General features: G+C 42.8%; 13 protein-coding genes. 12 read left to right on the top strand and 1 reads right to left on the bottom strand.

Annotation, left to right across the window (positions count from 1 at the left end; all coding sequences use genetic code 11):
• Window positions 1–15 precede the first annotated feature (15 nt).
• The 3 genes from HT685_RS07560 to HT685_RS07550 are packed head-to-tail and all read left to right on the top strand — an operon-like array spanning window position 16 to window position 3426.
• Window positions 16–717 carry a M57 family metalloprotease gene (locus HT685_RS07560; RefSeq protein WP_173227266.1) on the top strand — a complete coding sequence of 234 codons (702 nt, stop codon included), beginning with the start codon at window positions 16–18 and terminating at the stop codon, window positions 715–717.
• Between the two features lie 38 nt (window positions 718–755).
• Entirely contained in the window at window positions 756–2603 is a 1848-nt protein-coding gene (uvrC, locus tag HT685_RS07555; protein WP_173227268.1) for an excinuclease ABC subunit UvrC, read from the top strand.
• A complete protein-coding gene (locus tag HT685_RS07550; RefSeq protein WP_173227270.1) occupies window positions 2593–3426 on the top strand; it encodes a metallophosphoesterase family protein in 834 nt (277 codons plus the stop codon). The genes uvrC and HT685_RS07550 overlap by 11 nt, the downstream gene beginning before the upstream one ends.
• 179 nt (window positions 3427–3605) lie before the next feature.
• Here HT685_RS07550 and HT685_RS07545 read toward each other — a convergent pair whose 3' ends face one another.
• The gene (locus tag HT685_RS07545) at window positions 3606–4406 is read right to left on the bottom strand and encodes an amino acid ABC transporter substrate-binding protein (RefSeq protein WP_101781471.1); all 801 of its coding nucleotides are present in this window, start codon (window positions 4404–4406) and stop codon (window positions 3606–3608) included.
• Between the two features lie 170 nt (window positions 4407–4576).
• Here HT685_RS07545 and HT685_RS07540 point away from each other — a divergent pair, with 170 nt between their 5' ends.
• The 9 genes from HT685_RS07540 (at window position 4577) to rplK (ending at window position 12200) form a co-directional block, all read left to right on the top strand.
• On the top strand, window positions 4577–5182 hold the full coding sequence (locus HT685_RS07540) for a nitroreductase family protein (protein ID WP_173227272.1): 606 nt from the start codon (window positions 4577–4579) through the stop codon (window positions 5180–5182).
• A 13-nt stretch (window positions 5183–5195) separates the two neighbouring features.
• Window positions 5196–6596: a dipeptidase PepV gene (gene pepV / locus HT685_RS07535; protein WP_173227274.1), complete on the top strand. Its 1401-nt coding sequence runs from the start codon at window positions 5196–5198 to the stop codon at window positions 6594–6596.
• Between the two features lie 53 nt (window positions 6597–6649).
• Window positions 6650–7228, top strand: coding sequence for a uracil-DNA glycosylase family protein (locus tag HT685_RS07530; RefSeq protein ID WP_173227276.1), 579 nt, complete (start codon window positions 6650–6652; stop codon window positions 7226–7228).
• 160 nt (window positions 7229–7388) lie between these two features.
• Window positions 7389–7676, top strand: a complete 288-nt coding sequence (locus HT685_RS07525) for a rhodanese-like domain-containing protein (protein ID WP_173227278.1) — start codon at window positions 7389–7391, stop codon at window positions 7674–7676.
• Window positions 7677–7847: 171 nt separating this feature from the next.
• A complete protein-coding gene (gene brnQ / locus HT685_RS07520) occupies window positions 7848–9173 on the top strand; it encodes a branched-chain amino acid transport system II carrier protein (RefSeq protein ID WP_173227280.1) in 1326 nt (441 codons plus the stop codon).
• Window positions 9174–9423: 250 nt separating this feature from the next.
• Window positions 9424–10461, top strand: coding sequence for a M42 family metallopeptidase (locus HT685_RS07515; RefSeq protein WP_173227281.1), 1038 nt, complete (start codon window positions 9424–9426; stop codon window positions 10459–10461).
• 1 nt (window position 10462) lies between these two features.
• Window positions 10463–10933 (top strand): HIT family protein, encoded by a 471-nt coding sequence (locus HT685_RS07510; protein ID WP_173227283.1) that lies wholly within the window; start codon window positions 10463–10465, stop codon window positions 10931–10933.
• Window positions 10934–10935: 2 nt separating this feature from the next.
• The gene (ldcB, locus tag HT685_RS07505; RefSeq protein ID WP_173227286.1) at window positions 10936–11652 is read left to right on the top strand and encodes an LD-carboxypeptidase LdcB/DacB; all 717 of its coding nucleotides are present in this window, start codon (window positions 10936–10938) and stop codon (window positions 11650–11652) included.
• A 122-nt stretch (window positions 11653–11774) separates the two neighbouring features.
• A complete protein-coding gene (rplK, locus tag HT685_RS07500; RefSeq protein ID WP_001085807.1) occupies window positions 11775–12200 on the top strand; it encodes a 50S ribosomal protein L11 in 426 nt (141 codons plus the stop codon).
• Window positions 12201–12253 lie beyond the last annotated feature (53 nt).

Raw genomic sequence — 12253 nt, 5'->3', positions numbered from 1 at the left:
GAAAGGTGGAAGGATATGCGCTGGCTTTTTCGTTTGATAGGGGCTTTCTTTTCTTTTGTTTGGCGTTTGTTTTGGCGTCTGGTTTGGATAGTTGTACTCTTATGTGCTCTTGCTTTTGGATTTCTCTGGTATCTGAACGGGGATTTTCAAGGAGCACTAAAGCAAGTAGAGCGGTCGGTAAAAATTGGTCAACAAAGTATTGACCAATGGGGAAAAACAGGGCAACTGCCTAAGTTAAGTCAGACAGATAGTCACCAGCATTCTGAAGGAAGGTGGCCACAGGCCTCTGCTCGTATTTACTTGGATCCGCAAATGGATTCACGTTTTCAAGAGGCATATTTAGAAGCGATTCAGAACTGGAATCAAACAGGTGCTTTTAACTTTGAACTCGTGACTGAGGCCGGCAAGGCAGATATTATGGCTACGGAGATGAACGATGGAAGCACTCCTGTGGCAGGAGAGGCGGAAAGTCAGACCAATCTCTTAACGGGACAATTCTTGTCTGTAACGGTGCGGTTGAATCATTATTATTTGTCCAATCCAGACTATGGCTATTCCTATGAGCGTATTGTCCATACGGCAGAACATGAGTTGGGGCATGCGATTGGCTTAGACCATACAGATGAGAAGTCTGTCATGCAACCAGCAGGTTCTTTTTATGGTATCCAGGAAGAGGATGTTGAAAGACTTCGAAAATTATATGAGACTAATGAGTAGGGGACTATCTTTCCCTACTTTTTTGCTATAATGGAATTATGAACAACTTGATTAAATCAAAACTAGAGCTTTTGCCGACCAGCCCTGGTTGTTACATTCACAAGGATAAAAACGGCACCATTATCTATGTAGGAAAGGCAAAAAATCTGCGTAACCGCGTGCGGTCCTATTTCCGTGGAAGTCATGATACTAAAACAGAGGCCTTGGTGTCTGAAATTGTGGATTTTGAATTTATTGTTACGGAGTCTAATATTGAGGCACTTCTCCTAGAAATCAACCTGATTAAGGAAAACAAGCCCAAGTACAATATCATGCTCAAGGATGATAAGTCTTATCCTTTCATCAAAATCACCAATGAACGCTATCCTCGTTTGATTATCACTCGTCAGGTCAAAAAAGATGGAGGTCTTTATTTCGGACCTTATCCAGATGTGGGGGCGGCCAATGAAATCAAGCGGTTGCTAGATCGGATTTTCCCTTTTCGTAAGTGTACCAATCCACCGTCTAAGGTCTGTTTTTACTACCATATCGGTCAATGTATGGCCCATACCATCTGTAAGAAGGATGAGGTCTACTTCAAGTCTATGGCTCAGGAGGTTTCTGATTTTCTGAAAGGGCAAGATGACAAAATCATTGATGACCTAAAGGGCAAGATGGCAACGGCAGCCCAGACTATGGAATTTGAACGTGCAGCGGAATATCGTGACCTGATTCAGGCCATTGGAACGCTTCGAACCAAGCAACGGGTTATGGCCAAGGATCTCCAAAATCGCGATGTCTTCGGCTACTATGTGGACAAGGGCTGGATGTGTGTTCAGGTTTTCTTTGTTCGTCAGGGCAAGCTTATTGAGCGCGATGTCAATCTTTTTCCCTACTACAACGATCCGGATGAGGACTTCTTGACTTATGTGGGACAATTTTATCAAGAAAAATCTCACCTGGTTCCCAATGAGGTACTGATTCCGCAGGATGTCGATGAAGAAGCAGTCAAGGCCTTGGTGAATACCAAGATTCTCAAACCCCAGCGTGGAGAGAAAAAGCAGCTGGTCAATCTGGCTATAAAGAATGCTCGAGTTAGTCTGGAGCAGAAGTTCAATCTGCTAGAGAAATCTGTCGAAAAGACCCAAGGGGCTATTGAAAATCTAGGACGCTTGCTTCAAATCCCAACCCCAGTTCGTATCGAATCTTTCGATAACTCCAACATCATGGGGACCAGTCCTGTTTCAGCCATGGTGGTCTTTGTCAACGGCAAACCAAGTAAGAAGGATTATCGTAAGTATAAAATCAAGACTGTCGTTGGGCCAGACGACTATGCCAGTATGAGAGAAGTCATTCGCAGGCGCTATGGTCGAGTTCAGCGCGAGGGTTTAACCCCGCCAGATTTGATTGTCATTGATGGAGGACAAGGTCAAGTCAATATCGCCAAGCAAGTCATCCAAGAAGAGCTGGGTTTGGACATTCCTATTGCAGGTCTGCAAAAGAATGATAAGCACCAAACCCATGAATTGCTCTTTGGAGATCCGCTGGAGGTGGTGGAGTTGTCTCGCAATTCTCAGGAATTTTTCCTCCTCCAACGCATCCAAGATGAGGTGCACCGCTTTGCCATCACCTTCCATCGCCAACTGCGCTCCAAAAATTCTTTTTCATCACAACTGGATGGCATTGACGGTCTGGGACCTAAACGTAAGCAAAATCTCATGAAGCATTTCAAGTCTTTGACCAAAATCAAGGAAGCCAGTGTGGATGAGATTGTCGAAGTTGGAGTACCGAGACTTGTTGCAGAAGCTGTGCAAACCAAGTTGAACCCGCAAGAGGCAGAAGCTTTACCTCAAGTGGCGGAAGAAAGAGTAGATTATCAAACGGAAGGAAACCACAATGAAACATAAAATCGCAATTTTATCAGATATTCATGGCAATGCGACGGCCCTAGAAGCAGTGATTGCAGATGCTAAAAATCAAGGAGTCAGTGAATACTGGCTTCTGGGAGATATTTTTCTTCCTGGTCCAGGCGCAAATGACTTAGTCGCCCTGCTAAAGGACCTTCCTATCACAACCAGTGTTCGAGGCAATTGGGATGATCGTGTCCTTGAGGCCTTGGATGGCGAATATGGTTTGGAACATCCGAAAGAAATCCAGTCAATGCGCATGACCCAGTTTTTGATGGAGCAAATGGATCCTGCAACGATTGTCTGGCTACGAAGCTTGCCTTTGCTGGAAAAGAAAGAAATTGACGGATTGCGCTTTTCTATCTCTCATAATTTGCCAAATAAGAACTATGGTGGTGACTTGCTAGTTGAGAATGATACAGAGAAATTTGACCAACTGCTAGATGAGGAAACGGACGTGGCAGTCTATGGTCATGTTCACAAGCAGTTGCTTCGTTATGGAAGTCAGGGGCAACAAATCATCAATCCAGGTTCTATTGGTATGCCCTATTTTGATTGGGAGGCGTTAAAAAATCACCGTGCCCAGTATGCTATAATAGAAGTTGAAGATGGGGAATTGGTAAATATCCTATTTCGTAAAGTCGCTTATGATTATGAGGCGGAGTTGGAATTGGCCAAGTCCAAGGGTCTTCCCTTTATCGAAATGTATGAAGAGCTACGAAGAGAAGACAACTATCAGGGGCACAATCTGGAACTCTTAGCTAGCTTAATAGAAAAGCATGGGTATGTAGAAGATGTGAAGAATTTTTTTGATTTTTTGTAAAAGTTTCCTAAAATAACCAATGCAAACTAAAAACGATTGGCTCGTCCAATCGTTTTTAATATATCTTATACTCAATGAAAATCAAAGAGCAAACTAGGAAGCTAGACGTAGGTTGCTCAAAGCACAGCTTTGAGGTTGCAGATAAAGCTGACGTGGTTTGAAGAGATTTTCGAAGAGTATTATTGTAACTGAGATTTATCTGGGAGATAAGAGCCACCTAGATAGGTATTGCTGAGTTTTTCAAGTGTTCCATCTTGGTAGAGTTCTTTGAGTGCTTTATCAAATTGCTCTTTAAACTCTTTTTGGTCGCTTGAGAAAACGATATAGTTGCTGGGGCTATCGGCAGAAGGCAAGTCAACCACAGAAAGGTCTAAGCCACGGTCCTTGATAATCTTTTGAACAGATACTTTGTCAAAAACTAGGAAATCAAACTCTCCGTTAGCAAGGTCTAGGATTCGTTTGCCGATATCTTCACCAGAAAAATCGATAGTAGCAGGATTATCAGTGTGTTTTTGATTCCAGTTATTGATGAATTGAGCGTTTGAAGTTCCGATATCTTCTTGCGTTGTTTTACCAGCAATTTGGTCAAGTGAAGTCAAAGGATTTTTCTTGTTGCTGACAAGGACGAGGGGATTGTTTGAAATTGGAAGTGAGTAGAGGTATTTTTCAGCACGCTCTTTTGTGTAACTCAAGTTATTTGCCGCAGCCTGATAGTGACCAGAATCAAGTCCTGGGAAGATACTCTCCCAGGCGGTTCTTTGAAATTGAATCTCGTAGTCGCTGAGTTTTTCATCTACTGCTTTTAGAACTTCAATATCGAAGCCTGTCAGATTGCCTTTATCTTCGTAGTCAAATGGTGGCACATCGCCAGCTGTAGCAACGACGATTGTCTTCTGAGAGCTGGTTTCTTTAGGTGTAGCTTGATTTCCACAGGCAACCAAAAAGGGGATGATGGCTAGTAATAGGCTGAATTTTTTCATAATATCTCCATTCAAATGTAAAGTACTTGCTAGTTTATCAGAAACTTTCTTGATGAACCAATATATATTTTTTATGGCTGTAATAAAAAATCTTAATCATGAAAAATCCCTGCAAGCTCTTTCAAATTATGGTAGAATGGAAGCAGTAGAATTAGAAAAGGAAATCGATTATGAAATTTCTTGAATTAAATAAAAAACGTCATGCGACTAAGCATTTCACTGATAAGCCAGTTGATCCAAAAGATGTGCGTACGGCTATCGAAATTGCAACCTTGGCACCAAGTGCCCACAACAGCCAGCCTTGGAAATTTGTGGTGGTACGTGAGAAAAATGCTGAACTGGCAAAATTGGCTTACGGTTCAAACTTTGAACAGGTATCATCAGCTCCTGTAACTATTGCCTTATTTACAGACACAGATTTGGCTAAACGTGCTCGTAAGATTGCCCGTGTCGGCGGTGCTAATAACTTTTCTGAAGAGCAACTTCAATACTTTATGAAAAATTTACCTGCGGAATTTGCCCGTTACAATGAACAACAGGTCAGCGACTACCTAGCCCTCAATGCAGGTCTGGTTGCTATGAACTTGGTTTTGGCTCTTACAGATCAGGGAATCGGATCAAATCTGATTCTTGGTTTTGACAAATCAAAAGTCAACGAAGTTTTGGATATCGAAGACCGCTTCCGCCCGGAACTCTTGGTTACAGTGGGTTACACGGACGACAAATTGGAACCAAGCTACCGCTTGCCAGTAGATGAAATCATTGAGAAAAGATAGAAAGAAGAAAAAAATGACAGTAATTGATTTTACAGCAGAAGTAGAAAAACGCAAAGAAGACCTCTTGGCTGACTTGTTTAGCCTTTTGGAAATCAACTCAGAACGTGATGACAGCAAGGTTGATGCTGAACATCCATTTGGGCCTGGTCCAGTAAAAGCCTTGGAGAAATTCCTTGAAATCGCAGACCGTGATGGCTATCCAACTAAGAATGTTGATAACTATGCAGGGCATTTCGAGTTTGGTGATGGAGAAGAAGTTCTCGGAATCTTTGCCCACATGGACGTGGTGCCAGCTGGTAGCGGTTGGGACACAGACCCTTACACACCAACTATCAAAGATGGTCGCCTATATGCGCGTGGGGCTTCGGACGACAAGGGACCTACAACAGCTTGTTACTATGGTTTGAAAATCATCAAAGAATTGGGTCTTCCAACTTCTAAGAAAGTTCGTTTCATCGTTGGAACAGACGAAGAATCAGGTTGGGCAGACATGGACTACTACTTCGAGCATGTAGGACTTGCAAAACCAGACTTCGGTTTCTCTCCAGACGCTGAATTCCCTATCATCAATGGTGAAAAAGGAAATATCACGGAATACCTTCACTTTGCAGGTGAAAATGCAGGTGGTGCCCGTCTTCACAGCTTCACAGGTGGTTTGCGTGAAAATATGGTACCTGAATCAGCAACAGCAGTCGTTTCAGGTGACTTGGCTGACTTGCAAGCTAAACTAGATGCCTTTGTTGCAGAACACAAACTTAGAGGAGAACTCCAAGAAGAAGCCGGCCAATACAAGGTGACGATCATTGGTAAATCAGCCCACGGTGCTATGCCTGCTTCAGGTGTCAATGGTGCGACTTACCTAGCCCTCTTCCTTAGCCAGTTTGACTTTGCTGGTCCAGCCAAAGACTACCTTGACATCGCTGGTAAAATTCTCTTGAACGACCATGAGGGTGAAAGTCTCAAGATTGCTCATGTGGATGAAAAGATGGGTGCCCTTTCTATGAATGCAGGCGTCTTCCGCTTTGATGAAACGAGCGCTGATAATACCATTGCCCTTAATATCCGCTATCCAAAAGGAACAAGTCCAGAACAAATCAAGTCAATCCTTGAAAACTTGCCAGTTGCTTCTGTTAGCCTTTCTGAGCACGGTCACACCCCTCACTATGTGCCAATGGAAGATCCACTTGTTCAAACCTTGTTGAGTGTCTATGAAAAACAAACTGGTCTTAAAGGTCACGAGCAAGTCATCGGTGGTGGTACCTTTGGTCGTTTGCTTGAGCGTGGTGTTGCCTACGGTGCTATGTTCCCAGACTCAATTGACACCATGCACCAAGCTAATGAATTTATCGCCTTGGATGATCTCTTCCGAGCAGCAGCAATTTATGCCGAAGCTATTTACGAATTGATCAAATAAAACGATAGAAGTCTGAGATCTTATGCTTAGACTTCTTTTTGGAGGGAAAGTAGATGTCTCAAATCGAAAGAATCAAACAGGCTATCATGTCAGATCCGCAGAATGCCAGCTATACAGAGCGTGGCATTGAGCCTCTCTTTGCAGCGCCAAAGACTGCTCGCATCAATATCATCGGTCAGGCACCTGGACTTAAAACCCAAGAAGCAGGCCTTTACTGGAAAGATAAGAGTGGTGACCGTCTGAGAGACTGGCTAGGTGTGGATGAAGATACTTTTTACAATTCAGGATATTTTGCTGTTTTGCCTATGGATTTCTACTTTCCAGGACATGGCAAGTCAGGTGATCTGCCACCGAGAACTGGTTTTGCTGAAAAATGGCATCCACAGCTCTTGCAAGAATTACCAGATATTCAGTTGACCCTCTTGATTGGCCAGTATGCCCAAGCCTACTATTTGCAGGAGAAAGTCAGTGGCAAGGTGACGGAGAGGGTGAAACATTACCAGAACTACTTGCCAGAGTATTTTCCTTTAGTTCACCCCTCACCGCGAAATCAAATCTGGATGGCCAAAAATCCATGGTTTGAGACAGAAGTGGTGCCAGATTTGAAAAAAAGAATTAAAACCATTTTATAGTCAATGAAAATCAAAGAGCAAACTAGGAAGCTAGCCGCAGGCTGCTCAAAGTACAGCTTTGAGGTTGCAGATAAAACTGACGAAGTCAGTAACTATACGCACGGTAAGGCGACGCTGACGTGGTTTGAAGAGATTTTCGAAGAGTATTAGGAGAAAAAGAATGAAAGAAATTACCTTTGACGCATTTTACCAGCTTTACCAAAACGACCAACTTTCTTTAGTGGACGTGAGAGAAGTGGATGAGTTTGAAGCTCTTCATTTAGAAGGTGCGCAGAATCTTCCTCTGAGTCAATTAGCCGATATCTATGATCAGTTGGACAAGGACCAGTTACATTATGTTATTTGTAAATCTGGAATGAGATCGGCGCATGCTTGCCAATTCTTATCAGAACAAGGTTATGAGGTTATCAATGTACAAGGTGGTATGACTGCCTTTGAAGAACTGTAAACATTATAATTTTCTCCTACTTGGTGTGGACTGGGTAGGGGAATTTTATTTTTAGATAATTCTCATTTTTAAGAATCTTGAAAACATTCAATATTTACTTCGTGAAGCTTTTTTCATACTCCTATTCATGATATACTAGGTCAGTATTTTATAAATATAAAGGAGATTTTCATGGCTAAAAAAGGTGCCCTAACAGGTTTGCTTCTGTTTGGAATATTTTTTGGTGCGGGGAACTTGATTTTTCCGCCTTCTCTAGGTGCTCTATCTGGAGAACATTTTCTTCCTGCCATCGCAGGTTTTGTCTTTTCAGGTGTCGGTATCGCCGTCTTGACCCTTATTATTGGAACGCTAAATCCTAAAGGATATATCTACGAGATTTCTACAAAGATAGCGCCTTGGTTTGCGACTCTTTACCTCTCAGTTCTTTACTTGTCAATCGGTCCATTCTTTGCTATCCCACGTACTGCTACAACAGCTTACGAAGTAGGGATTAGCCCCCTTTTGTCGGATGCAAATAAAGGTCTTGGTTTGATTGTCTTTACGGTTCTGTATTTTGCAGCAGCCTATTTGATTTCGCTTAATCCATCAAAAATCTTAGACCGTATCGGCCGTATTTTAACGCCAGTTTTTGCGATTTTGATCGTTATCTTGGTTGTTCTGGGAGCTTTCAAATACGGTGGAACAAGTCCTCAAGTTGCTTCAGCCGCTTATCAAGCTTCTGCCTTTGGGACAGGTTTCCTAGAAGGATATAATACCTTGGATGCTCTTGCTTCAGTTGCCTTTAGCGTAATCGCAGTTCAAACCTTGAAACAACTTGGCTTCTCAAGTAAGAAAGAGTACATTTCGACTATTTGGGTTGTTGGTATCGTTGTAGCCCTTGCCTTCAGCGCTCTTTACATCGGCTTAGGTTTCCTTGGGAACCATTTCCCGGTACCAGCTGAGGCGATGAAGGGTGGAACACCAGGTGTTTACATCTTGTCACAAGCCACTCAAGAAATCTTTGGCTCAACAGCTCAACTCTTCCTTGCAGCTATGGTTACCGTAACCTGTTTCACAACAACAGTTGGTCTGATTGTGTCAACAGCTGAGTTCTTTAATGAACGCTTCCCACAAATCAGCTACAAGGTTTATGCGACAGCCTTTACCTTGATTGGATTTGCCATTGCCAATTTGGGTCTTGATGCGATTATCAAGTACTCAATTCCAGTACTGGTTATCTTGTACCCAATCACCATTGCCATCGTTATGATTGTCATTGTCAACAAATTTGTGGCACTTTCAAAACCAGGTATGCAGTTGACAATTGCTATGGTTACAGCTATTGCCATTGCAAGCGTACTAGGAAGCTCGTTTAAGGTTGAGTTTCTTGCAAATCTTGTCAGCGCTCTTCCTTTTGCCAAGGCATCTCTCCCATGGTTAGTACCAGCCGTTGTCGGAATCTTGCTCTCATTGGTTCTGCCAAACAAGCAAGAAAGTGATGTTTTTGAAATGGAATAATCACTAATACTCTTCGAAAATCTCTTCAAACCGCGTCAACGTCGCCTTGTCGTATGTATAGGATACTGACTACGTCAGTTCCATCTACAACCTCAAAACAGTGTTTTGAGCAACCTGCGGCTAGTTTCCTAGTTTGCTCTTTGATTTTCATTGAGTATAAAATCACTTTTGTAGCCAAGTCTACAGGAGTGATTTTCTTTTTTTATCCGATGATAAATGTGTTATAATAGGTAGCAAAAGAGGTAAATAAATGAATCAAACAGTAGAATATATCAAAGAACTAACAGCTATTGCATCGCCAACAGGCTTCACTCGTGAGATTTCGGACTATTTGGTCAAGACTTTAGAAGATTTTGGTTACCAGCCGGCTCGCACAGCCAAGGGTGGTGTCAATGTGACCATCAAAGGTCAAAATGATGAACAACATCGCTATGTGACTGCCCATGTAGATACGCTGGGTGCTATTGTCCGTGCTGTCAAACCAGACGGCCGTCTCAAAATGGATCGTATCGGTGGTTTTCCTTGGAACATGATTGAAGGAGAAAACTGTACCGTTCATGTGGCTAGCACAGGTCAAAAGGTATCCGGAACCATCCTTATCCACCAAACTTCTTGCCATGTCTACAAGGATGCAGGAACTGCAGAACGCACGCAGGACAATATGGAAGTGCGTTTGGATGCAAAAGTGACCAATGAAAAAGAAACTCGTGCCTTGGGGATTGAGGTCGGTGATTTTATCAGCTTTGATCCACGAACTGTCGTGACAGAGACAGGGTTCATCAAGTCTCGTCATTTGGATGATAAGGTCAGCGCAGCGATTTTGCTTAACCTGCTTCGTATTTATAAGGAAGAGAAGATTGCATTGCCCGTAACAACTCATTTTGCTTTTTCAGTCTTTGAAGAAGTAGGCCATGGTGCTAACTCTAATATTCCTGATCAGGTAGTAGAATATCTGGCTGTGGATATGGGAGCTATGGGGGATGACCAGCAGACAGATGAGTACACAGTATCCATCTGTGTCAAGGATGCTTCAGGCCCGTATCACTATGACTTCCGTCAACACTTGGTTGCCTTGGCGAAAGAGCAAGATATTCCATTTAAGCTGGATATCTATCCATTTTATGGTTCGGATGCTTCAGCGGCTATGTCCGCAGGTGCAGAAGTCAAACACGCTCTGCTTGGTGCTGGTATTGAATCAAGTCACTCTTACGAACGAACACACATTGACTCGGTGGTTGCAACGGAGCGTATGGTTGATGCTTATCTTAAGAGTGGGTTGGTAGACTAATATGTGTCTGATTTGCCAGAGAATTGAGCTCATCAAGAAGGGAGAAAATCCCTACTTTGTCAAAGAGTTGGAAACAGGCTATGTGGTCATTGGAGATCACCAGTATTTTGCAGGCTATAGTCTCTTTCTAGCCAAGGAACACGTCACGGAATTGCACCATTTGAAAAAGGAAACAAGATTCCGTTTTCTCGAAGAAATGAGTCTAGTCCAAGAGGCGGTTGCCAAGGCCTTTGCTGCTGAGAAAATGAATATCGAACTGCTAGGAAATGGCGATGCCCATCTCCACTGGCACCTTTTCCCTAGACGAAGAGGTGATATGAATGGTCACGGTCTCAAGGGACGTGGTCCAGTCTGGTGGGTTCCCTTTGAAGAAATGACAGCAGAAACTTGCCAAGTAAAACCGGAAGAGATTAAAAGATTAGTCGAATGTTTATCGTCAGAAGTAGATAAACTATTAGAAATAAAGGAGTAGAAATGAAAAAAAGATACCTTGTCTTGACAGCTTTGCTAGCCTTGAGTCTAGCAGCTTGTTCACAAGAAAAAGCAAAAAATGAAGACGGAGAAGCTAAGACAGAACAGACAGCCAAAGCTGATGGAACAGTAGGAAGTAAGTCTCAAGGAGCTGCCCAGAAGAAAGCAGAAGTGGTTAATAAAGGTGACTACTACAGCATCCAAGGGAAATACGATGAAATCATCGTAGCCAACAAACACTATCCATTGTCTAAAGACTACAATCCGGGGGAAAATCCAACAGCCAAGGCTGAGTTAGTCAAACTCATCAAAGCCATGCAAGATGCAGGTTTCCCAATCAGTGACCATTACAGTGGCTTTAGAAGTTATGAAACTCAGACCAAGCTCTACCAAGATTATGTCAATCAAGACGGGAAAGCAGCAGCTGACCGTTACTCTGCCCGTCCTGGCTATAGCGAACACCAGACAGGCTTGGCCTTTGATGTGATTGGGACTGATGGTGATTTGGTAACAGAAGAAAAAGCAGCCCAATGGCTCTTGGACCATGCGGCTGATTATGGCTTTGTTGTCCGTTATCTCAAAGGCAAGGAAAAGGAAACAGGCTATATGGCTGAAGAATGGCACCTGCGTTATGTAGGAAAAGAAGCTAAAGAAATTGCTGAGAGTGGTCTCAGTTTGGAAGAATACTACGGCTTTGAAGGCGGAGATTATGTCGATTAAAAAATAAACTTTTCTCTTGCAATTCCAGATAAATAGTGTATAATAGATGGGTATGTGAAAAACATACTTGTGGGAGGTAAAAATCTCTAATTACCGCCAAAACCACAAAGGAGGATTTAAAAATGGCTAAAAAAGTCGAAAAACTTGTAAAATTGCAAATCCCTGCTGGTAAAGCTACACCAGCTCCACCGGTTGGACCTGCTCTTGGTCAAGCTGGTATCAACATCATGGGATTCACAAAAGAGTTCAACGCTCGTACAGCTGACCAAGCTGGTATGATCATTCCAGTTGTTATCTCAGTTTACGAAGATAAATCATTTACTTTCATCACTAAAACACCACCAGCTGCTGTTCTTTTGAAAAAAGCTGCAGGTGTTGAAAAAGGATCAGGTACACCTAACAAAACTAAAGTTGCTACAGTTACTCGTGCGCAAGTACAAGAAATTGCAGAAACTAAGATGCCAGATTTGAACGCAGCAAACGTAGAGTCTGCAATGCGTATGATCGAAGGTACTGCTCGTTCTATGGGATTCACTGTTGTTGACTAATCAATAACACCCCCAATATAACCCGCAAGACTTCATCATTTCGAGAAGTGACG

Origin of the sequence: Streptococcus sp. 5004 (genome assembly GCF_013276755.1) — a bacterium.
Classification (GTDB): domain Bacteria; phylum Bacillota; class Bacilli; order Lactobacillales; family Streptococcaceae; genus Streptococcus.
The sequence above is the reverse complement of the archived record's forward strand: the minus strand, read 5'-3'. Positions and strand labels throughout refer to the sequence as shown.

Excerpts from the sequence above, each read along its gene's own strand:
- HT685_RS07560 (WP_173227266.1), top strand. The coding sequence starts at position 16 with ATGCGCTGGCTTTTTCGTTTGATAGGGGCTTTCTTTTCTTTTGTTTGG.
- uvrC (WP_173227268.1), top strand. The coding sequence starts at position 756 with ATGAACAACTTGATTAAATCAAAACTAGAGCTTTTGCCGACCAGCCCT.
- HT685_RS07550 (WP_173227270.1), top strand. The coding sequence starts at position 2,593 with ATGAAACATAAAATCGCAATTTTATCAGATATTCATGGCAATGCGACG.
- HT685_RS07545 (WP_101781471.1), bottom strand. The coding sequence starts at position 4,406 with ATGAAAAAATTCAGCCTATTACTAGCCATCATCCCCTTTTTGGTTGCC.
- HT685_RS07540 (WP_173227272.1), top strand. The coding sequence starts at position 4,577 with ATGAAATTTCTTGAATTAAATAAAAAACGTCATGCGACTAAGCATTTC.
- pepV (WP_173227274.1), top strand. The coding sequence starts at position 5,196 with ATGACAGTAATTGATTTTACAGCAGAAGTAGAAAAACGCAAAGAAGAC.
- HT685_RS07530 (WP_173227276.1), top strand. The coding sequence starts at position 6,650 with ATGTCTCAAATCGAAAGAATCAAACAGGCTATCATGTCAGATCCGCAG.
- HT685_RS07525 (WP_173227278.1), top strand. The coding sequence starts at position 7,389 with ATGAAAGAAATTACCTTTGACGCATTTTACCAGCTTTACCAAAACGAC.
- brnQ (WP_173227280.1), top strand. The coding sequence starts at position 7,848 with ATGGCTAAAAAAGGTGCCCTAACAGGTTTGCTTCTGTTTGGAATATTT.
- HT685_RS07515 (WP_173227281.1), top strand. The coding sequence starts at position 9,424 with ATGAATCAAACAGTAGAATATATCAAAGAACTAACAGCTATTGCATCG.
- HT685_RS07510 (WP_173227283.1), top strand. The coding sequence starts at position 10,463 with ATGTGTCTGATTTGCCAGAGAATTGAGCTCATCAAGAAGGGAGAAAAT.
- ldcB (WP_173227286.1), top strand. The coding sequence starts at position 10,936 with ATGAAAAAAAGATACCTTGTCTTGACAGCTTTGCTAGCCTTGAGTCTA.
- rplK (WP_001085807.1), top strand. The coding sequence starts at position 11,775 with ATGGCTAAAAAAGTCGAAAAACTTGTAAAATTGCAAATCCCTGCTGGT.